This window comes from Microbacterium algihabitans (assembly GCF_032464975.1).
Lineage (GTDB): Bacteria > Actinomycetota > Actinomycetes > Actinomycetales > Microbacteriaceae > Microbacterium > Microbacterium algihabitans.
The window spans coordinates 182,103-203,855 of sequence record NZ_JAWDIU010000003.1 but is presented as its reverse complement, the minus strand read 5'-3'; the positions used below and the strand labels follow the sequence as shown (position 1 = coordinate 203,855).

14 protein-coding genes and 2 tRNA genes are annotated in these 21,753 nt (G+C 72.1%); 11 read left to right on the top strand and 5 right to left on the bottom strand.

The features are described from left to right. Window positions 1–8: 8 nt before the first annotated feature. Window positions 9–896 (bottom strand): LysR family transcriptional regulator, encoded by an 888-nt coding sequence (locus tag RWH43_RS10550; protein ID WP_144832586.1) that lies wholly within the window; start codon window positions 894–896, stop codon window positions 9–11. 99 nt (window positions 897–995) lie between these two features. Here RWH43_RS10550 and RWH43_RS10545 point away from each other — a divergent pair, with 99 nt between their 5' ends. Then, window positions 996–4,451: a bifunctional proline dehydrogenase/L-glutamate gamma-semialdehyde dehydrogenase gene (locus tag RWH43_RS10545; protein ID WP_316001446.1), complete on the top strand. Its 3,456-nt coding sequence runs from the start codon at window positions 996–998 to the stop codon at window positions 4,449–4,451. 322 nt (window positions 4,452–4,773) lie between these two features. Here the strand turns inward: RWH43_RS10545 and RWH43_RS10540 are convergent, their stop codons facing one another. Further along, entirely contained in the window at window positions 4,774–5,448 is a 675-nt protein-coding gene (locus RWH43_RS10540; RefSeq protein ID WP_154097318.1) for a pyridoxamine 5'-phosphate oxidase family protein, read from the bottom strand. 81 nt (window positions 5,449–5,529) lie between these two features. On the opposite strand from RWH43_RS10540, the gene pdxR reads away from it, so the two are divergent. Then, the gene (gene pdxR, locus RWH43_RS10535; protein WP_316001445.1) at window positions 5,530–6,939 is read left to right on the top strand and encodes a MocR-like pyridoxine biosynthesis transcription factor PdxR; all 1,410 of its coding nucleotides are present in this window, start codon (window positions 5,530–5,532) and stop codon (window positions 6,937–6,939) included. On the opposite strand, the gene RWH43_RS10530 is transcribed toward pdxR, so the two are convergent. After that, entirely contained in the window at window positions 6,936–8,525 is a 1,590-nt protein-coding gene (locus RWH43_RS10530; RefSeq protein WP_316001444.1) for a phytoene desaturase family protein, read from the bottom strand. The two genes, pdxR and RWH43_RS10530, sit on opposite strands and share 4 nt — an antisense overlap. 61 nt (window positions 8,526–8,586) lie before the next feature. Between RWH43_RS10530 and RWH43_RS10525 the strand changes: the two genes are divergently transcribed. The 4 genes from RWH43_RS10525 (at window position 8,587) to RWH43_RS10510 (ending at window position 11,258) form a co-directional block, all read left to right on the top strand. Continuing rightward, window positions 8,587–9,384, top strand: a complete 798-nt coding sequence (locus RWH43_RS10525; protein ID WP_144832600.1) for an inositol monophosphatase family protein — start codon at window positions 8,587–8,589, stop codon at window positions 9,382–9,384. A gap of 253 nt (window positions 9,385–9,637) precedes the next feature. Continuing rightward, window positions 9,638–11,011, top strand: coding sequence for a M23 family metallopeptidase (locus RWH43_RS10520; RefSeq protein WP_144832603.1), 1,374 nt, complete (start codon window positions 9,638–9,640; stop codon window positions 11,009–11,011). Window positions 11,012–11,078: 67 nt separating this feature from the next. Then, window positions 11,079–11,150 (top strand) — tRNA-Thr (locus RWH43_RS10515). A 34-nt stretch (window positions 11,151–11,184) separates the two neighbouring features. Continuing rightward, a tRNA-Met gene (locus tag RWH43_RS10510) sits at window positions 11,185–11,258 on the top strand. A gap of 235 nt (window positions 11,259–11,493) precedes the next feature. Here the strand turns inward: RWH43_RS10510 and RWH43_RS10505 are convergent. Then, on the bottom strand, window positions 11,494–12,876 hold the full coding sequence (locus RWH43_RS10505) for a pyridoxal phosphate-dependent decarboxylase family protein (RefSeq protein ID WP_316001443.1): 1,383 nt from the start codon (window positions 12,874–12,876) through the stop codon (window positions 11,494–11,496). 263 nt (window positions 12,877–13,139) lie between these two features. On the opposite strand from RWH43_RS10505, the gene RWH43_RS10500 reads away from it, so the two are divergent. From RWH43_RS10500 to RWH43_RS10490, 3 genes are all read left to right on the top strand, one after another. Beyond that, a complete protein-coding gene (locus RWH43_RS10500; RefSeq protein WP_222846089.1) occupies window positions 13,140–14,183 on the top strand; it encodes a substrate-binding domain-containing protein in 1,044 nt (347 codons plus the stop codon). Between the two features lie 73 nt (window positions 14,184–14,256). Then, window positions 14,257–15,753: a sugar ABC transporter ATP-binding protein gene (locus RWH43_RS10495; RefSeq protein WP_316001442.1), complete on the top strand. Its 1,497-nt coding sequence runs from the start codon at window positions 14,257–14,259 to the stop codon at window positions 15,751–15,753. 26 nt (window positions 15,754–15,779) lie between these two features. Beyond that, on the top strand, window positions 15,780–16,811 hold the full coding sequence (locus RWH43_RS10490; RefSeq protein ID WP_316001441.1) for an ABC transporter permease: 1,032 nt from the start codon (window positions 15,780–15,782) through the stop codon (window positions 16,809–16,811). Window positions 16,812–16,835: 24 nt separating this feature from the next. On the opposite strand, the gene RWH43_RS10485 is transcribed toward RWH43_RS10490, so the two are convergent. Then, a complete protein-coding gene (locus RWH43_RS10485) occupies window positions 16,836–17,744 on the bottom strand; it encodes an AraC family transcriptional regulator (protein WP_230705053.1) in 909 nt (302 codons plus the stop codon). A gap of 35 nt (window positions 17,745–17,779) precedes the next feature. Here RWH43_RS10485 and RWH43_RS10480 point away from each other — a divergent pair, with 35 nt between their 5' ends. Then, entirely contained in the window at window positions 17,780–20,740 is a 2,961-nt protein-coding gene (locus RWH43_RS10480) for a DUF5107 domain-containing protein (RefSeq protein WP_316001440.1), read from the top strand. After that, on the top strand, window positions 20,737–21,645 hold the full coding sequence (locus RWH43_RS10475; protein ID WP_316001439.1) for an aldose 1-epimerase family protein: 909 nt from the start codon (window positions 20,737–20,739) through the stop codon (window positions 21,643–21,645). Before RWH43_RS10480 ends, RWH43_RS10475 begins: the two co-directional genes overlap by 4 nt. Window positions 21,646–21,753: the final 108 nt, after the last annotated feature.

Sequence of the window (21,753 nt, the reverse complement as noted above, 5' to 3'; positions counted from 1 at the left end):
ACGCGCCCCTACCGGCCGCCCCGGTCGTACGCCACCTGCAGTGCCGCGCGCACCGCGCGTACGCCGGGGCGGTCGGCGGTTCCGCGGCGCACGGCCGTGAACACCTCGCGCCGCGGCTGGCCGGGAAGACCCACGAGCCGCACGGGCGGGGCCTCGCCCGCGAAGACGAGGTCGGGGATCATCCCCACAGCATGACCGGATGCCACGAGCCGGGCGTGAGCGGTGAGGTCGGCCATCTCGAACCGCACGTCGGGCTCGAACCCGGCGGCCCGGCATTGCTGCGTGGCCCACTGTCGGGCGGCGGTTCCCACCGGTTCCATGACCCACGCGCGCTCGCGGAGGTCTTCGAGGTGCTGCGCGGGGTCGTCGTGCGCGACGGCGAGGCGGATGGCGTCGCGCCCCAGGAGTCCGCGTTCGAGGCCTTCGCGGTGCTCACGCGTGTGCCCGGGGTACTGCTCGGCGACGGCGAGGTCGAAGCCACGCGCAGCGACCTCGAACAGGCCCTCCTCGGGGGCGAGCTCGGCGACCTCGACGCGCAGCTGCGGCTCGCTCTCGGCGAGGGCATCGAGGGCCCGGGGGAGGAGGCCGTGCGCGGCGGACTGCATCACGGCCAGGCGCACCGGGGCGAGGGAGGGCCGCATGCGCTCGAGCTCGGCGCGCGCGGCCTCGTCGGCCGCAAGCATGCGCGCGGCGTGGGCGGCGAGGGCGGCGCCCTGCGCGGTGAGGCGCACGCGGCGCCCGTCGGGCTCGAGCAGGGGGACGCCAGCCTCTTTCTCGAGCAGTGCGAGCTGCTGCGAGATGGTCGACGGGCTGTAGGCGAGCGCCTCCGCGACGGCCGCGAGGGTGCCCCGCACCGACAGCTCGTGCAGCAGGCGCAGACGGCGCAGATCGAACATGGCATCCCTTCGACTTCATCGAACAGTATGCGTCAGGAATCATCGCTTTTCTCGAACGGACGCGAGCCCCATGCTGAGAGCATCCGAGGAAGGATCGCCATGTCGCTCACCGATGTCCCCGACACCACGTCCGGCACCACCCCCGCCGCACTCGTCTCTCCGCACGAGCTCGCCGACGAGGTGATCGCCCTCGTGCGCCGCTGGCTCGCCGAGAGCCGCGACGAGCCCGTCGACGCCGCCGCCCAGCGCCTCGCCGGAGTCCTCCGCGACCCGCACGGCCTCGACTTCACCGTCGGCTTCGTCGACGGCGTCGTACGCCCCGAAGACGTGCGCGTCGCCGCGCGCAACCTCGCCGCGCTCACCCCGCTCATCCCGGGCTTCCTGCCGCTGCACCTCAAGGCCGCGATCCGCCTCGGCGCCTTCGCCGCGCCGATCCTGCCGCAGGTGGTCGTGCCCGCGGCCCGCACGGCGCTGCGCTCGATGGTGCGCCACCTCATCGTCGACGCCACCGACCGCAAGCTCGGCGAGGCCATCACCTCGATCCGGGGCCGGGGAGACGGCATCCGTCTCAACGTGAACCTGCTCGGCGAGGCGATCCTCGGCAAGAAAGAGGCCGCGCGCCGCCTGGCCGGCACCCGCAAGCTGCTCTCGCGCGACGACGTCGACTACGTCTCGATCAAGGTGTCGTCCACCGTCGCCCCGCACACGCCGTGGGCCTTCGACGCCGCCGTCGCCGACGCGGTCGCCGCTCTCCGCCCCCTGTACCGCGTGGCGAAGGAGACGGGGACCTTCCTCAACCTCGACATGGAGGAGTTCAAAGACCTCGACCTCACCCTCGCCGTCTTCGAGACGCTGCTGTCGGAGCCCGAGTTCCACGGCGTCGAGGCCGGCATCGTGCTGCAGGCCTACCTGCCCGACGCGCTCGCCGCGATGATCCGCCTGCAGGAGTGGACCGCCGCGCGCGTGGCATCCGGGGGAGCCCACATCAAGGTGCGCGTGGTCAAGGGCGCGAACCTGCCGATGGAGCGGGTGGATGCCGATGTGCACGACTGGCCGCTTGCCACCTGGCCCTCGAAGCAGGCCACCGACGCCTCGTACAAGGCCGTGCTCGACTACGCGCTGCGCCCCGAGCACACCGCCCACGTGCGCATCGGCGTCGCCGGGCACAACCTCTTCGACGTCGCCCTCGCCTGGCTACTCGCCGAGCGCCGCGGGGTGACCGGCGGCATCGACGTCGAGATGCTCCTCGGCATGGCGACCGCGCAGCAGGCCGTCGTGCGTCGCACGGTCGGCTCGATCCTGCTCTACACCCCCGTGGTGCACCCGCAGGAGTTCGACGTCGCGATCGCCTACCTGATCCGCCGCCTCGAAGAGGGCGCGTCGAGCGAGAACTTCATGTCGGCGGTGTTCGACCTCGACACCCACGAGGCGCTGTTCGCGCGCGAGCGCGACCGCTTCCTCGCTTCGCTCGCCGACATGCCCGAGGGCGTGCCCGCCTCGAACCGCGTGCAGAACCGCTCGGCCGAGGCCGCTTCCGCCCCCACGCACGGCTTCCGCAACACCCCCGACTCCGACCCGGCGATCGAGGCCAACCGTGACTGGTCGCGGGCGATCGTCGCTCGCATGGAGGAGTCGACCCTCGGCGCGCAGACCATCGCCGACCACACGATCACCGACGAGGCCGCGCTGAACGCGCTGATCGAGGACGCCGCGACAGCCGCCGCGGGCTGGCGCGAGCTCGGAGCCGCCACGCGCGCCGAGATCCTGCACCGCGCGGGCGACGCCCTCGAGAAGCACCGCGCCGACCTGCTCGAGGTCATGGGCGCCGAGTGCGGCAAGGTCATCGAGCAGAGCGACCCCGAGGTGTCGGAGGCGATCGACTTCGCCCACTACTACGCCGAGCAGGCGCGCACGCTCGAGACCGTCGACGGCGCGACCTTCACCCCGGTCGGCGTCACCGTCGTCACCCCGCCGTGGAACTTCCCCGTCGCGATCCCCGCGGGCTCGACCCTCGCCGCCCTCGCCGCAGGCTCGGCCGTGGTCATCAAGCCCGCGGGCCTGGCCGAGCGCTCGGGCGCCGTCATGGTGGAGGCGCTGTGGGAGGCCGGCGTCCCGCGCGAGGTGCTGAAGCTCGTGCAGGTGTCGGAGAACGACCTCGGTCGCCAGCTGCTCACCCACCCCGCCGTCGAGCGCGTCGTGCTCACCGGAGCGTACGAGACGGCCGAGCTGTTCCGCTCCTTCCGCCCCGACCTGCCGCTGCTGGCCGAGACGAGCGGCAAGAACGCCGTGATCGTCACCCCGAGCGCCGACCTCGACCTCGCGGCGAAGGACGTCGCGATGTCGGCCTTCGGCCACGCCGGACAGAAGTGCTCCGCGGCATCCCTCGTCGTGCTCGTCGGATCTGTGGCGCGCTCGCGCCGCTTCCGCGACCAGCTCGTCGACGCCGTCACCTCCCTCGAGGTCGGCCTGCCGTGGGACGAGGCCTCCCGCATCGGACCCCTCATCGAGCCCGCGAACGGCAAGCTGCTGAAGGCCCTCACGAGCCTCGAGCCCGGCCAACGCTGGGTAGTCGAGCCGCGCAAGCTCGACGACGAGGGGTCGCTGTGGCGCCCCGGCATCCGTGAGGGGGTGCAGCCCGGCAGCGAGTTCCACCGCACCGAGTACTTCGGGCCCGTGCTCGGCATCATGACCGCCGAGACGCTCGACGAGGCGATCGAGATCGTCAACGCGATCGAATACGGCCTCACCTCGGGTCTGCACGCGCTGGACGAGGCCGAGATCCAGCGGTGGCTCTCGCGCATCGAGGCGGGCAACGTCTACGTCAACCGTGGCACCACCGGCGCGATCGTGCAGCGTCAGCCGTTCGGCGGATGGAAGAAGTCGGCCGTCGGCGCGGGCACCAAGGCCGGCGGACCGCACTACCTCTACGGGTTCGGAACGTGGGCGGATGCCGAGACCTCGGCGCCCCGCACGCCCGACGCCCTCGCCGCCCCGGCGCTGGCCGCCGTGCCCGCGGCCGACCGCGAGTGGGTGGCATCCGCCCTCTCGAGCGACGCCGCCGCATGGGCCGAAGAGTTCTCGCTGGCCCGCGACGTGACCGGCCTGGAGTCGGAGCAGAACGTGCTGCGCTACGCCGCGGTGCCCGTGACCGTGCGCCTCGAAGACGCCTCGGAGGCCGCGCTGGTGCGCGTGGTCGCGGCGGGCGTCCGCGCCCGCTCGACGGTGACGGTCAGCTCGGCGCGCGAGCTCTCACCCGCCGTGCGCGCGTGGCTCGAGGGCGTGGGCGTTCGGGCCTCGGTCGAGGACGCCGCCGACTGGGGCCGCCGCGCCGCACGTCTGGCCCGCACCGGTGCCCGTATCCGTCTGCTCGGCGGATCGCCCGTGGCGGTGGCCGAGGCGACGAACGGCTCGCCCTCGGTGGCCGTGTACGTCGGCGAGGTCACCCGCGCCGGGCACGTCGAACTGCTGCCGTTCCTGCGCGAGCAGGCCGTGTCGATCACGGCGCACCGCTTCGGCACGCCGCGCCGTTACGAGGTGCCGCCGCTGGTCGGCTGACGACCTCGGCGGACGGGGCTGCACCTTCGGGGGCGGCCCCGTCCGTCGTTTCCGTGGCGGACCGGTGCCGGACTGCCGTCGTGCGGATGCCGCGGGCGACACGCCGGCCCAGGGCGCGGGGCCGCGGCGTGTCGGGGCTGGCGTCCGCACGACGGTCGTCCCCGACGGGGTGGGGCCTTTTCGACTGGAGTCGTCGGGGACGTGTCGTCGTCCCCTGCACGGGACCGCCGTCGTGCGGATGCCGCGGGCGACACGCCGCCCCAGGGCGCGGGGCCGCGGCGTGTCGGGCCCCGCATCCGCAGGACGGCGGGGCCCGAGGGGCTCAGGCCGTGCCCGAGGCCGCGACGCGGCGCGCGGCCCGGCGGACCGACTCCGGCACCGGCGTGCCCGCCACCGTCTGCGGTGAGGTGACGGGGTCGCCGGCGACGACCCGCAGCGGCAGCATCCCGGCCCACACGGAGCGATCCTCGCCGTCGTCGTCGACCTCGACGAGCGAGCCCGCGTTGTCTTTCACGCTCGCCTCGGCCAGCGGGATGCGCAGCACCAGGGTCGCGGCGATCTCGCGCGCGGTCATGGGTCGCACGTCTTCGCTGCGCCCCGGCATGAGGTGTTCCGACAGGGTGAGCAGGGCCGCCTCCTTCTCTTCGGGAGGGACGACGGATGCCACGGCGTGCACGACCGCGCAGCGGTAGCGCATCGAGCTGTCGAACAGCGAGCGGGCGTACTTCAGGCCCATCAGGTGCGTGATCGTCAGGCTCACCGGGGCTCCCTCGGCGATGCGGCGGAAGAAGTCGCTGCCGGTCGATCCGTGCACGAGAAGATCGTCGCCGTCGCGACCGATGCCCACCGGGAGGGCCACCGGGCGGTCGTCGCGAACGATCGCGAGGGTGGCGTACAGGGCGGTGTCGATCACGTCGTACAGGGCGGCGCGGTCGGTGCGCTGGTGGTGGGCCCCACGGCGGACGCGCGTCAGGGTGGTGAGCGGGAGATCGGTCATGTCCCCATTGCAGGGCAGCCGATGGCCCAGTGCGTAGTCCGGTTCTGCGCCGATCGAATGGACCAGTGGCAGAATCGTCGCGTGATCGACGTCGGCATCCTGGACCGTGGCGCCCCCGCGCCCCTGCACGAGCAGCTCGCCCACGGCCTGCGCGCGTCGATCCTCGCTGGTCGGGTGACCAGCGGCCAGGCCGTCCCCTCGACGCGGGCGCTCGCCGCCGACCTGGGGCTCGCTCGCGGCACGGTGGTCTCGGCCTACGAGATCCTCACGGGGGAGGGGTACCTGACGGCCCGGCCCGGCGGCGGCACCGTCGTCGCCGAGATCGTGCGTCCCTCGGAGTCGCGGTCTCTTCCGGCCGTCGCCGCCGCCGCACCCGGGCCCGCCCCGGCCGTGATCGACCTGCGTCCGGGGCGGCCCGGGACGGCGGGAATCGTCGACGCCGCGTGGCGCTCGGCATGGCGACGCGCGAGTGCGCTCGAGGTCGCCGCCGACGTGGCCGACGTGCTCGGCGAGCCCGCCCTGCGCCGTCAGATCGCCGCGCACCTCGGCCGCACGCGCGGGCTCGACGTCGCCCCCGACGATGTCATCGTGACGGCGGGGACGAGCGATGCGATGCTGCTCACCGTGCTCGCCCTCGAACCCCGCGGGGCGCGGCTCCGGGTCGGCATCGAGAACCCCGGGTACCCCCGCGTGCGGCATCTACTCGGCCGCGTGGGCGTCGAGGCGGTGCCGATCGCGGTGCGACTCGGCGCGGGTCTCGACCTCGACGACATCGAGGCGCGCGACGACCTCGACGCGATGATCGTCACCCCGCACCACCACTACCCTCTCGGCAGTCGGCTGGATGCCGCGGCCCGGGCCCGTCTGCTCGCGTGGGCGGCCCGCACGGGAGCCGTCGTCGTCGAAGACGACTACGACAGCGAGTTCCCCCACGGCCGCGTGCCGCTGCCGCCCTTGCACCTGCTCGATCCCGCGAACGTGGTGCTGATCGGTTCGCTGTCGAAGGTGCTCACCCCGGCCCTGCGCTGCGGGTGGATCGTGGCGACCGGGGCGTGGCGCGAACGCCTCGCCGCCGCGCGCGCCGACCTCGATCCGTCCGTCTCGCAGGTGCAGCAGCAGGCGCTGGCCCTGTACCTCGGCGACGGAGCCCTCGCTCGCCACACCGCCCGGCGCCGCCGCGACTACCGCCACCGGCGCCGGCTGATGCTCGAGGCGTTCGCCGGTGTCGAAGGCGTGACGCTCACGGCCACCGACGGGGGATTGCACGCCGTCGTCCTGCTGCCCGGCTCCGCGCGCGAGGCGGAAACCCGCGTGGTCGCAGCGCTCGCGGCCCGCGGCATCGTGGTGGCGCCCCTCGCGGGATACGCGGTGCCGGGAACCGAGACCGAGCTGCCGCCGGGCCTGGTGTTCGGGTACGCCGAGCCCTCGACTCCCGCTCTGATGAGGGCGGTCGAGACGATCATCGCGACCGCCCGTGCGGCGACGAGCTAGCCGCCGAGCATCTCCAGCGCCGCCATCGCCGCGTTCTGCCCGCCGATGCCGCTCACCGCGCCGCCGCGCTGGGCGCTCGAACCGCACATCAGCACCCGCGGGTGAGGGGTCGCGACGCCCCACCGCTCGGCCGGGGTCGAGGCGGGCGCCTCGAGCCACGGCCACGACAGCGCCCCGTGGAAGATGTCGCCGCCGGCCATGTTGAGCGCGCGCTCGAGGTCGGTCGTCGTGCGCGCCTCGATGCACAGGCGTCCGTCGGGGGCGCGGTGGATGCAGTCGCGCAGCGGCTCGGCCAGCACGGAGTCGAGCGAGGCCTGCGCCGCGGCCAGCAGGCGCGCTCCCGCGGCGACGGGGTCGGTGTCGTCGAGCAGGCGGTGCGGCACCTGCAGGCCGAACATCGTGAGCGTCTGCGCCCCCGACGCCTGCAGCTCCTCGCCGAGGATCGACGGGTCGGTCAGCGAGTGACAGTAGATCTCGACGGGCAGCGGGTCGGGGACGAGGCCTCCGGATGCCGCGGCGTAGGCGGCATCGAGCTGTGTCATGGTCTCGTTGACGTGGAACGTGCCCGAGAACGCCTCCTCCGGCGTCACCGATTCGTCGCGCAGGCGCGGCAGGCGCGAGAGGAGCATGTTCACCTTGACCTGCGCTCCCTCGGGCTCGTCGCCGCCGATCGTGGCGGAGCCACCGGCCGCGAGCAGGCCGTCGAGCACCGCGCGTCCGACCCCGCTGAGCACGAGGTCGCCGCGGAAGACCTCGGAGCGGTCGGTCATGGTGTGCACCTCGCCGTCGGGGCTGATCGAGACCACCTCGACGCCGGTGAAGATCTCGACACCGGATGAGCGGGCGGCGCGTTCGAGCTCGGCGGTCACGGCGCCCATGCCGCCGACGGGGACGTCCCAGTCGCCCGTCCCTCCGCCGATCACGTGGTAGAGGAAGCACCGGTTCTGCGCGAGCGAGGGGTCGTCCGACGTCGAGAAGGTGCCGATGAGGCCGTCGGTGAGGGCGATGCCGCGTACGAGGTCGCTCTGCAGCGACCGGCGCAGGAGGTCGCCGAGGGGGCGGCTCGTGAGGGCCTCCCACAGCTCGTCGTCGCAGAGGCGCTCGCGCACCTCGTCCGCGGTGGGCAGGGGCTCGGTCATGGTCGGGAAGACCGCGCGGCCGAGGGGCGCCAGGCGCTCGCCGAAGGCCGAGAAGCGTTCGGCCTCGGCGGCACCGTCGGTGCCCAGCGTCCGCGTGAACGACGCGGCCGTGGCCTCGGCGTCGTGGGTGTCGACGAGGATCCCGCGCGAGGGGTCCGCCGGGTCGGGCGTGTACGACGAGTACCGGCGGCGCTTCAAGGTGATCTGCAGGCCGAGGTCGTCGATGATCTGCTGCGGCAGCAGGCTCACGAGGTACGAGTAGCGCGACAGGCGGGCGTCGACTCCGCGCCACGGTCTCTCCGACACGGCGGCTCCGCCCACGGCATCCGCCCTCTCGATCACCGCCACGCGGCGCCCGGCGCGCGCGAGATAGGCCGCGGAGACCAGGGCGTTGTGCCCGCCCCCCACGATGACGACGTCGTACTGGCGAGAATCCGAGGCGGTCATGAGCCCACGCTAACGACGGCGAAGAAATCGGCCGAGGGGGTGGCGCAGTAGCGTGGATGCCATGACCTCACCCGCGGATCTGCTCGAGCTCGCCACGCGTATCGCCCGGGAGGCCGGCGAACTGGCCCACCGTCGCCGCCGGGAGGGGGTGACGGTCGCCGCCACCAAATCGGCCGCCGCCGACATCGTCACCGCCGCCGACCGCGAGGTCGAGGCGTTCATCCGTGCGGAGCTCGCGCGCGAGCGGCCCGACGACGGGTTCTTCGGCGAGGAGTCGGGCGCCGAGAAGGGCACGAGCGGCATCACGTGGGTCGTCGACCCGATCGACGGCACCGTCAACTACGCCTACGGCATCCCCGCATGGGCGGTCAGCATCGCCGCGGTCGAGGGCACGGCCGAGACCGCGTCGTGGACGGCGCTCGCCGGGGCCGTCTTCAACCCGGTCACGGGGGAGCTCTTCACCGCGTCGCGCGGCGGGGGAGCGTGGCTCGGCGACCAGCGCCTGTCGGTCAGCGAGGTCGGACCCGCCGGTGGTCTCGTCGCGACCGGCTTCGGCTACGACCCCGAGACGCACGGACCCGCCCTGGCCCAGTTGTCGCGCGTCATGCCGATCGCGCGCGACGTGCGCCGCATCGGTGCGGCCTCGCTCGATCTGGCCTCGGTGGCCGCAGGGCGGGTCGACGCGTACTACGAGCGCGGCACCCACCCGTGGGACCACGCGGCGGGCGCCCTGCTGGTCGAAGAGGCCGGCGGCACGGTCGGTGGCGCGCCGGGCGGGCGTCCCGGCAACGGCATGGTCATCGCGGCAGGGCCCGGATTCTTCGGTCGCCTCGAGCCGCTGCTCGATTACGCGAGGTGAGTCGGGCACCTTTCATGGCATTCACAGACCCGTCGGGGTAGGGTGTTTACCAGTTCGTTATCTTCCGCAACCCGAACCTGCGGAGATGGTCAAGCCCCGAAGCCCGAAGCCGTCGCGCCTGCGACACGACACGAGAGCCCCTTCCGCGTTGCCGTCTGAAGCCTCCGAGACTGAGCCCGCCGTCACCCGACGGTCTCGTCGCCCCCTCCCCGCCAGCGCCCCCGATGCAGAACCCCGGCTCACTCGAGCCGAGATGCGTCGCCGGGCAGCGAGCGTCGCCACCCTCGACGCCCCGGCCTCCGCCGACCAGAAGGCGGCCGACCCGGCCCCCGTCGACGCCGAGTCCGCGAGCCAGCCCGCGATGGTCGAGGCCGTCGCCGCCGCCGTCGTCGAGACGGTGATCGCCGCCACGATCGAGCCGACCCTCCCCGCGTCCGACGCCCTCGTCGAGAAAGCGGATCCCGCCGATGCGCTCGAGGTCACCGTCGTCGAGGAGCACCGCTCCGATGACGTCGCCGTGATCCTGCAGAGCGCCGACAGCGACGCCGCGACCACGCCGGTCAGCCTCCCGACCTCGCCGATCACGCTCCCCGTCTCGCGCCGCTCGCGCCGTCGCCCCGTCGCCGACGCCGTGATCATCGACTCCGCCGTCGACGCTTCGGTCGCCGACTCCGAGCCCGTCGAGACTCCGGATGCCGCTGAGCCCGAGGTCGCGGCCTCCGTCTCGGCCCCCGCCGACGACGTCGCCGACGAATTCGCTTCGGCGGCCCGCCTGTTCGCCTTCACCGGCGAGACCCCCACTCAGCAGGCCGCGCCGGTCGCCCCGGCCGCCGAGCCGGTGTCGGAGGGCCTCCCCGCCGCTGCGGCTCCCCGCTCGCGCCGCACCGCCCGTCGCATCGCCGCGACCTCGTTCTCGGTCGGCGTCATGGGCGTCGTGGGTCTGCTCACCGTCGGCATGACCATGCCGGTCAGCGCTCTCGCGTCGGCGGCCGGCACCGACAACGTCGCCGCCCCCGAGGTCGCGACCACGCGTCTCGCCGTCGCCGGCGACGTCGCGGCATCCGGTGCGAACGACATCCAGGCCTACGTCGCGCCCGCCCAGGCGCAGTCGGCCGCGGTCGACCGTGCCGATGACGGATACTCCGCCACCACCTACACCAAGATGGCGCTCGACTCGGGCATCACGCGGCCCTCCGACTTCTACACCAACGACCCGACGGCGCCCATCCAGTGGCCCTTCGCCGTGGGTGTGTCGATCTCGTACGGCTTCGGCATGCGCGACGGCGGCTTCCACGAGGGCGCCGACTTCGTCCCCGGTGAAGGCTCGCCCGTGCAGGCCATCGCCGACGGCACCGTGCGCATCGCCACCGAGCAGGGCGGCGCCTTCGGCGTCACCGTGCTGATCGACCACGAGATCGACGGACAGCTCGTCTCGAGCCGCTACGGCCACATGCAGTACGGCTCGCTCCAGGTCACGCAGGGCGAGAAGGTGCACGTGGGCCAGTTCCTCGGCCGCACCGGGAACACCGGACGCTCGTTCGGTGCGCACACCCACGTCGAGATCCTGCAGAACGGCACCACGCCGATCGACCCGATCGCGTGGCTGCGTCAGCACGCCGGAGGGTGACCCTCGATTCGTGTGAGAGTGTCGCGATCTGATATTCTCTTCTAGTTGCCCGGAGCGATCCGGGTACGCCCCGATAGCTCAGTGGCAGAGCACTTCCATGGTAAGGAAGGGGTCGTCAGTTCAATCCTGACTCGGGGCTCAAGGCATCCACTTCTGAATACCGGATGCCGTGCGGCGGGGTAGCTCAGTTGGTGAGAGCGCACGACTCATAATCGTGAGGTCGCGGGTTCAAGCCCCGCTCCCGCTACGGATGAAGCCCCGGTCGCCCGGGGCTTTTTCGTTGCCTTGGCGCGTGCTCGGGCGTCGGTCGCGGACACAACCGCGGGATGTTCGCCGGACACGCCGCCGCGGTCGCCGCGTGGCGGCGTGTCGTTGATGATCCCCGCGGTTGTGCGCGCGGTATGACGTGTGGCGGCGGCGAACGGTCGATGATCCCCGCGGTCGTGTGCTCCCGCCCTGCCCGCGCGGCGCCGGGCCCGGCCTCAGACCATCGTGTCGAGGATCCCGACCAGGTCGTCGAAGGTCGTGCGCGGGTTGAGGATCGCGAAGCGCGCGTTGACGCGGCCCGCGTGGCTCGACGGCGTGACGAACGCGTGCTGGTCGTCGAGCAGGCGGGCCGACCAGCGGTCGTAGTCGGGCTTGTCCCATCCCACGCGCTCGAAGACGACGACGCCGAGTTGCGGGCGTCGCACCAGCGCGACCTCGGGGCGGCGCTCGATCTCGTCGGCGATGCGTTCGGCGAGGTCGATGGCGGCCGTGATGGCTTCGCGGTACACGGCGGCGCCGTAGGTGGCGAGCGAGAACCAGAGGGGGAGTCCGCGCGCGCGGCGGGTCAGGTGCGCGGCGAAGTCGGACGGGCTCCAGTCGCTCGTCTCGGTGAGGGTGTCGAGGTACTCGGCGTGCTGCGTGTGCGCGCGGCGACCGAGCTCGGGGTCGCGGTAGATCAGGGCGCACGCGTCGAACGGCGCGAAGAGCCACTTGTGCGGGTCGACGACGAGGGAGTCGGCGTGCTCCACCCCGGCGAAGCGGTGCCGGGCGCGGGGCGACAGCATGCCCGTCAGGCCGTAGGCGCCGTCGACGTGCAGCCACGCGTCGGTCCCCTCGATGGCGAGGGCGATGTCGGCGATGTCGTCGACGATGCCGAAGTTGGTCGAGCCGGCCGTCGCGACGACGGCGAAGACGCTCTCGCCGTACTCGTCGAGGGCCGCGCGCACGGCATCGCCGCGCAGCACGCCGTCTTCGCCCACGGGCACGCCGACGACCTCGACGTCCATCACCCGCGCGGCCGAGGCGATCGAGGAGTGCGCCTCGACGCTGCAGACCACGCGCCACGCGTCGGGGCGCGGCGTGCCGGCATCCGCGAATCGATCCCGAGCGGCCTCGCGCGCTGCGACGAGCGCCGACAGGTTGCCGAGGGTGCCGCCCTGCACGAACACCCCGCCCGCTCCGGCGGGCAGGCCGAACTCGGCGGCGAGCCAGCGCAGCACCTCGTTCTCGGCGTGCACCGCGCCCGCACCCTCGAGCCACGATCCGCCGTACAGGGCGCTCGCCGACACGACGAGGTCGAACGCGGCCGCCGCCTTCGTCGGCGCGCTCGGGATGAACGACAGGTACCGCGGGTCGTCGGTCGTGATGCAGGCCGGCGCCAGCACGTGCTCGAACACCCCGAGGGCCTTGCGCGCGCCGATGCCGGCCTCGTCGATCGTGCGACCTGCCAAACGTGTGAGCTCGGCGGCGGGGAGGGGCTTGTCGAGAGGGGTGTCCTCCGACAGCAGGCGGGTGCGGGAGTAGTCGAGCACCATGTCGACGATCGCGCGCGTCTCGTCGGTGACCTCGTGCATGCGGCCGGGAGTGCTGTTGGTCATCGGGGTTCTCCGGGTGTGGGGGCGCCGATCGCATGATCGACAGAAGGAGCGTAGCGACCGCTGCGCGTGCCCGGCGATCGCGGACCGCGTCGGCCGCGGCGCCGCTTCGGGGAATGCTGCAGCGCGGGGATCCTTCCGATCGTCGAATCGTCCATGTCGGGTGGGCGATCGTCCTCTGATCACGCGCCTGGGCCCCAGTAGCGTGAGCGAGGAACATCCCGCCCGGTCGCGCGACCGGCGATCAATGGAGATAAGGAACGCGGATGACGAAGAAGACAGTTCGCACGAGCGCGACCCGGATGGTCGGAGCGGCCATCGCCGTCCTGGCCCTGGCCGCCGTGACCGCCTGCAGCTCGGGCATGGAGACCGCGTCACCCGACTCGGGCGCCGCCGCCGGCCCGAAGGACGGCCCCCTCACGATCGCCTTCCTGCAGAAGCAGGGCGATCAGCAGTACTTCATCGACGAGGCGAACGGCGCCAAGGAGGCCGCGCAGGCGGCGGGGGACGTCACGATCAACGCCGTCGACCTCGGCACCGACTCGAACAAGGCCATCTCCGAGGTGGAGGCGGCGATCGCCCAGCAGGTGGACGGGATCATCATCGTCGTCCCCGACCAGCAGATCGGCCCCCAGGTCATCCAGCTGGCGAAGGACGCCGGCATTCCGATCATGGCGGCCGACGACACGATCGAAGACGCCGCGGGCAACGCTGCGCCGTTCTCGGGCTTCGACGGGACCTCGATGGGCGAGAAGGTCGGGGCCGAAGCCGCCCGGCTGTACGAGGAAGCCGGATGGACCGCGGCGAACACCCGCATCCTGTCGGCATACAAGCAGGACCTCACCGTTTGCCAGCAGCGCGTCGACGGCGCGAAGAGCGCCTTCACCGAGGCGATCTCCGACGGCCCCGAGGTGATCGACGTCGGCACCGACAACTCGGCGACCGACGCGCAGGACAAGGCCGGCGCCGTCATCACGGCGAACGCCGGAGTGACCAACTGGGTCGTGTGGGGCTGCAACGACGAGAGCGAGACGGGCGTGGTGACGGCCCTGCAGAACTCGGGCGTCGCCGCCGACAACATCATCGGCGTCGGCCTGGGCGCCTACCTGACCTGCAAGGACTGGAAAGCCGGTCAGCAGACGGGCAACAAGGCCGCGCTGTTCATCTCGGGCGTCGAGGTCGGCAAGGCCGCCGCGAACTCGATGATCGACCTGCTGCGCAACGGCACCGCCCTGCCGCCCCAGTCGATCGCCAACACCGAGATCGTCGACGCGAGCAACTGGGAAGCCAAGGGCGTCGTCTGCACCTGACCCGACGACGGATGGAGGCGGCGGAGCGCCGCCTCCATCACCGGTGCCACGACGACGTGAGAAGAGGACGACGGTGAGTCAGGAAAGCATCGCGCTGCGCGCGGCGGGGATCTCGAAGAACTTCGGCCCGGTCCATGCCCTCCGGGGAGTGGAAGTGGAGCTGCGGTCGGGAGAGGTCACCGCGCTCATGGGGGAGAACGGTGCGGGGAAGTCCACCCTGCTCAAGATCCTGAACGGCGACTACCGTCCCGACGGCGGCAGCCTCGAGATCGACGGGAGGCCCGTCGAGTTCTCCGACCCCTCGGACGCGCGACGAGCGGGCCTGCGCGTCATCGCCCAGGAACCGGAGATCATCGCCGCGGTCTCCGTCGCCGAGAACATCTTCGTCGGCGACCTCGGGGGAGTCGGCTTCAACCGACGCGCCCTCATCGAGCGCACGCGCACGGAGCTGCGCCGCTGGGGGTTCGATCGGGCCCTGCGCGCCGACGCCCTCGGCTCCGACCTCTCGCCCGCGCAGAGGCAGCTCGTGGAGATCATGCGTGCGGTCGTCAGCCGCCCGCGCATCATCTGCTTCGACGAGCCCACCTCCTCACTCGGCGACGAGGAAGTGGCGCTGCTCTTCTCCCTCATCCGACAGCTCCAGGACGACGGCGTGGCGGTGGCGTACGTGTCCCATCGCATGGCCGAGATCTTTCAACTCGCCGACAGGATCACGGTGCTGCGCGACGGCGCCTTCGTCGGGACCAAGCGGGTCTCGGAGACCGATCACGACGACCTCGTGCGCATGATGGTGGGCCGCGACCTCGAGAAGTTCTTCCACCGCGACCGTGCCGCCCTGGGCGAGACGGTGCTCGAGCTCATCGGCGTCGGCAACGAGCACGTCACCGACGTCGATCTCACCGTGCGGGCCGGAGAGGTCGTCGGGGTCGCCGGCCTCGTCGGCGCCGGCCGCAGCGAGCTCATGAAGACCATCGCGGGCGACTACCCCGCGACCGCGGGCCGAATCGTCGTCTCGGGCGAGGTCCGTAGCATCCGCCAACCCTCCGACAGCATCCGCGCCGGCATCGGCTTCGCGCCCGAGGAGCGGAAGGCCGAGGCCCTGCTCCTGCAGAGGTCGGTGCGCGACAACGCGGCCCTGGTCGTGCTGAAGTCTCTCGCCCGCTGGATCTTCGTGCGCGGTCGTGCCGAACGCGCGCTCGCCCAGGAGTACATCCAGAGGCTGCGGATCCGCACCCCCTCCTCCGAGCAGCTGGTGGGCAACCTGTCGGGCGGCAACCAGCAGAAGGTCGTGCTCGCACGGTGGCTCGCGACGAAGCCCCGACTGCTTCTGCTCGACGAACCCACCCGCGGCATCGACGTCGGGGCGAAGTCGGAGATCTACGCGATCATCGACGAACTCGCCCACCAGGGTGTCGCCGTCATCGTCGTCTCGAGCGAGCTCCCCGAGATCCTCGGTGTCTCCGATCGCATCTACGTCATGTCCGACGGGCGCATCTCCGGCGAACTGGACCGCAAAGACGCCACCGAGGAGCGCATCCTCGCCCTCGCGATGAACGACATCTCCGCATGACCTCCTCACCCCGAAGGGACCCCTCCGTGTCTACCGCCCCCCTCGCGCCGGCTCGCGCGGACGCACCCGAGACGCCCACCGTCTCCCCGGCCAAGCGCTTCGTCGCGACGGTCGGCGTGCAGAACATCTCGCTGATCATCGCCATCGCGTTGGTCGTCGCCGTCATCGGCATACAGAATCCGCTCTTCTTCACCATCGCGAACCTCCGCGTGATCGGAACGGCGGTCGCCATCGTGGGCCTGCTGGCGGTCGTGCAGACGATCGTGATCATCCTCGGCGCGCTCGACATCTCGGTCGGATCGATCGCGGGACTCACCTCGGTGACCTCGGCGATGCTGTTCACCGCCACGTCGTCCGCTCTGGTCGGGGTGGTCGGCGCGGTCGCCATCGGCGTGGTCTGCGGTCTCGTGAACGGCTGCATCATCGTGTTCGGCCGCGTGAACCCCGTGATCGCGACCCTCGCGACCCTCGCGGCGTTCAAGGGCGTCGCCCAGCTGATCTCGGACGGTCGCGCGCAGGGCTACACCGGGGCCGACCCGTTCTTCGTGTTCCTCGCCCGCGGAGCGGTGCTCGGCGTGCCGACGCTCATCTGGGTGCTGGTCATCGTCGCGGTCGTCGCCCACCTCGTGCTGCGGTACACGACCATCGGTCGCAACATCTACGCGGTGGGCGGCAACAACATCGCCGCCCGCCTCGCCGGCATCAACATCAACCGGTACATCATCGGGGTCTACATGGTGACCGGCGCCGTCGCGGCCATCGCCGGCGTGCTCATCACCGCCCGAACCGGCTCGGGTCAGCCGATCTCCGGCTCCGAGGGGCTCGAGCTGCAGGCGATCACGGCCGCCGCCCTCGGCGGTGCCGCGCTCAAGGGCGGCAAGGGCGCGATCGCCGGAACGATCCTCGCGGTGATCCTGCTCGGCGTGCTCACCAACGGCATGACGCTGCTGGGCGTGAACACGTTCTGGCAGAACGTCGCGCAGGGCACGCTGCTCGTGATCGCCGTGGTCATCCAGCAGCTCCGCTCCGGCGAGCGTCGCATCGGGATCCCCGGCTGACGCCGACGGATGCCGAGTCCCGATCTATCCCTTGTGCTGCGAACGATAGGTGGAGGGGTTGACGCCGTGCATGCGCCGGAAATGACGCGAGAAGTACAGCGGGTCCGCGTACCCCACCGCCACCGCCACGTCGGCGATGGGCATCGTCGTGGTGTCGAGCAGGGTCCGGGCCCGGCTCATGCGCAGCGATGTGTGGAAGGCACCCGGTCCGCCGCCGGTGGCCTGGTGGAACAGCGCGCTCAGATGCGAGGGGGAGACGCCCACGATGGCGGCCAGCTCCGGCACCGAGATGGCACCTTCCACGCGGGCCTCGAGGTAGCGCATGGCGCGCTCCAGGGGCGAGCCGGTCGCGGGGAGCCGGCTGTCGGCGGCGAGTCGCGTCAGCAGGTGCCAGGCGATTCCGGATGCCGCGAGCAGGTGGATCGGCGAGGGCCGCTGCTCCATCGTCTCGACGAGCTCGTCGAACAGCGCGGCGATGCGGTCCACCGACTTCAGCACCACGACCGGCTGTTGCGCGCGGAGCACCGAACCGATCAGGTCGGCCACGTCGGCACCGCGGACGTGCATCCACCAGATCGTCCACGGATCCGTGTCGGACGCCGCGTAGTGGTGGCTGACGTAGGGCGGGATGATCGCGCACCCGGAGGCGTCGAGGGCGAAGCTCTGGCCGTCCACGGTCACCGTGCCGCTGCCCGCGACGCAGAGGATCACGATCGTCTCCGACGTGCCGTGCGCCCGCCGGCGGCGATGGCGCCGCGCGCGGGGGAAGTAGCCCGCGTCGGTGACGAGGAGCTGCCGCGTCCCGGCGCGACCGATGGCCTCTTCGACGAGGGGACGCGGCACCACGCACAAGCGCTGGTTCGCGAAACCCTCCATCAGTCCCGAGACGTCGTCGCCCTCCGGCGCAAGGGCGATCGGCCCCGACTCACTCATGTGGAACACCCTATTGCTCGCCGAGGAGGCGTCCGATGACCATGCACCCCGAGACCTCCACCGCGCCCGGGCCGGCCGAGATAGAGCTCCCCGACGCCCCGAGCGCCCTGCGCGACGAGCTGGCCGAGGGGCGGGCGATCGCGTGGGACGAGCCGCTCACCATCCGCACGTACGACGCCCACGAGCCCAGTGCGTACCCGATGTTCCTCGACCATCGCGTGTACCAGGGCTCGAGCGGCAAGGTCTATCCGCTGCCGTTCATCGAGCGGGTGTCGGACGAGCCGCGGGCGCGGCAGTGGCAGGCCGTGCATCTGGAGAACGAGTACCTCCGTCTCGTGGTCCTCCCCGAGCTCGGCGGTCGCATCCACGTGGCCTACGACAAGACCACCGACTACGACTTCTTCTATCGCAACAACGTCATCAAGCCCGCCCTCGTCGGCCTCGCCGGCCCGTGGGTCAGCGGCGGTGTCGAGTTCAACTGGCCGCAGCACCATCGACCGGCGACCCACCTGCCCGTCGAGACGTCGATCGAGCACGGTGACGACGGCTCGGTCACCGTATGGTGCGCTGACCACGACCCCTTCACGCGCATGGCCGCGCAGCACGGCGTGCGGATCCGCCCCGGCAGCACGGTCGTGGAGGTCGCGGTGCGCCTGCACAACCGCACGAGCGAGCGTCAGACCTTCCTCTGGTGGGCGAACGTCGCCGCTCGGGTCAACGACGACTACCAGTCGTTCTTCCCCGAGGACGTGCGCTACGTCGCCGATCACGCGCGTCGTGCTCTGACGGCGTTCCCCCGCGCGGACCGGCCTTACTACGGTGTCGACTACGCCGCGCTCGCCGCGGCCGCGCCCGAGGCGGTCCCGGCGGCCGACCGCATCGACTTCTACCGGAACATCCCCGTGCCGACCTCGTACATGATCGTCGACTCGGAGGACGACTTCTTCGGCGGGTACGACCATGGCGCGGGGGCGGGCTTCGTCCACTGGGCGGAGCGCCGCATCTCACCCGGAAAGAAGCAGTGGACGTGGGGAGACGCTCCCTTCGGCCACGCCTGGGATGCGCAGTTGACCGACGAAGACGGTCCGTACGTGGAGTTGATGGCGGGCGTCTACACCGACAATCAACCGGATTTCAGCTGGCTCCTGCCGGGCGAGACGAAGACGTTCTCGCAGTACTGGTATCCGATCCCCGCCCTGGGACCCGCCCATCAGGCGACCCCCGACGCCGCGGTGCACGTCGATCGCTCCGAGGGGGTGCGGGCGGTCTTCGCCGTGACGTCGCCTCGGCCGGCGGCGGTGATGCGCATCGTCGTGGACGGCCGTGTCGTGGCGGAGCGGCGGGCGGATCTGCATCCGGGAACCGTCGACGAGATCGTGTGGGAGGGGCCTGTCGAGGGAGCGCTCGAGGTCGAGCTGCGCTCCGCGGGCGGGGCGAGCCTCGTGCGGTGGACGCCCTCGGTGGTCGACGACGCCGAACCGTGGGTGGCCGACGAACCCCCGCTCCCCGCGCAGATCGACACCGTGGAGGAGCTGTACCTCACGGGTCTGCACCTGAGCCAGTTCCGGCACCCGACGCGCTCTCCGCTCCCGTACTGGGAAGCGGCCCTCGACCGCGATCCCGGCGACGTGCGCGTCAACCTCGCGCTGGGCGACGCGCGATACCGCTCGGGCGAGTACGCCGAGGCGCTCCGCCACGTCGAGACCGCCCTGAGCCGGCTCACGCGCCGCAACGCGAACCCGACGGATGCCGAGGCCTTCTACCTCGGGGGGCTCATCCTGCAGCGACTGGGGCGGCCCATCGACGCGGAGCGCGCCTTCGGAAAGGCCGGATGGGACGGCACGTGGGCGGCGGCCGCCGGCTTCGAGCTGGGGGCGTCGCTCGCGCGCCGGGGTCGCATCCGGGCGGCCCTGCGGGTTCTCGATTCGCTCGACGGGGTCGCAGCGTACGACAGTCGTCGCGAGGTGCTGCGGGCCGTGCTCCTGCGCCGCGCGGAGGGGGCGACCGAGGCCGACCTCGTCCTGCGCGAGGTGCTCGCGGTCGAACCCCTGAACCCCACCGCGCGGCACCTCTCGGGCGCGCCCGGTGCGGACGACCCCGGTCTGCTGCTCGACACCGCCCTCGACCTCCTCCATCTCGGTGAGGTGGACGACGCTCTCGGGCTCCTCGCCCGGGTCACGGGCCTCCCGGTCTGTGCGGCGGGGAACGTCATCCCCCTCGCGCACTATCTCGCCGCGGCCGCTCTCCAGGAGCGGGGCGAGGTCGATGCGGCCGCCGCGGCGCGATCGGCGGCGCGCGACAGTGATCTGACGTGGGCGTTCCCGCACGGACTCGCGGCATTCGACGCCCTCGGCGCCGCGATCGCCGCGGACGACTCCGACGCTGTCGCCCGCTTCCTGCTCGGCAACCTGCTCTACGGGCAAGGACGGCGCGAGGACGCCTTGGCGCGGTGGCGCGAGGCGATGGAGCGGGGCCTTCGCGACGTGGTGCTGCTGCGCAACGCCGCGATCGCGGAGTTCACCGTCGCCCGCGACGACGACGCGGCGTGGAACCTCTACGAGGAGGCGACGCGGACCGCCCCCGACGACGCGCGGCTGCTCTTCGAACGCGATCAGCTGGCGGCCAAGCTGGGGCACTCGACGGCCGATCGTCTCGCCGTGCTCGACGAACGGCGCGAGGTCGTGCTGACCCGCGACGACCTCACCATCGAATACGTCACGCTGCTGACCTCCGAGGGACGTGCGGGGGAGGCACGCGGCATCCTGCTCGGTCGGGCCTTCCACCCGTGGGAAGGGGGCGAGGGGCGCGCGCTGGCCGCGTGGGACCAGACCAACGCCGCGCTCGGTCTCGCGCCCGCCGACCCGCCGCCGTCTCTGGGCGAGGCGCGCCCGCGCTACGTCGCTCCCGCCGCCGTCCGCGACGACGGGGTCACCGACTACTTCGCGACGAGCCTGCCCGAGCTGCTGCTGTTCCACCGCGAGGACGAGAGGGGATGATCGACGACGTCGTTCTGACGGCGGGGCACTACGAGGCCGTCGTCACCCCGTTCGGCGCCGCGCTGCGCTCCGCGCGACGTCGGGGTCGCAACCTCATCGCCGAGCGGCCGCCGGGGTTCGACCCGTCGATGAGGGGAGCGGTGCTCGCGCCGTGGCCGAACCGGACGGCGGACGGTCGTTACGAGTTCGACGGACGGACGCACGAGCTGGGGATCACCGAACCGACGACCCGGACGGCCGTGCACGGCCTCGTGACGCGAACGCTGTTCGACGTCGCCGCGCGGACCGATCGATCCGCCGTGCTGAGCACGGTGATCGATCGCCCCTCGGGCTACCCCTGGCGGGTGCGACTCGAGGTCTCGATCGTCGTGTCCGAGGAGGGCGTCGAGCAACGGATCACCGCGACGAACGAGTCGGAGGAGCGCGCCCCCGTCGGGCTCGGAGCGCACCCCTCCCTGGTCGCAGGTCCTGCGGTGCCGTCGGCGATCGACCGGTGGGTCCTCACGGTCCCCGCCGACGAGGTGATGATGGTGTCGGACGACAGGATGCTGCCCATCGGTCGGGTGCCGGTCGAGGGAACGCCGTTCGACCTCCGCCGCGCTCAGCCGATCGGGGCGCGCGTCGTCAACAACGCCCTGACCGCGCTGCGACAGGACGACGAGGGGCTCGTCCGGGTCTCTCTCGTCGATCCGGCCGACGGGACGGGCGTCGAGCTGCGGGTCGACGGCAGCTCGCCCTGGCTGCAGGTCTACACCGCCGACCACGGACCCGCGGGGGAGTACCGGCACGCGGTGGCCGTCGAACCGTCGACCTGTCCACCCGACGCCCTCCGCTCCGGGGTGAATCTGCGCCTGCTCGAGCCCGGTCAGTCGACGTCGCTGTGGTGGGAGCTTCGCGCTCTCTGAGCTCCGAAGCCCTCCCCCTTCGCTCGCGGGCATAGGCTCAGCGCATGTCGATCGCCGCGGGTCACGGCGGCGGGTCCCACCCCGCCCCGATCTTCGGCGACCACTCCT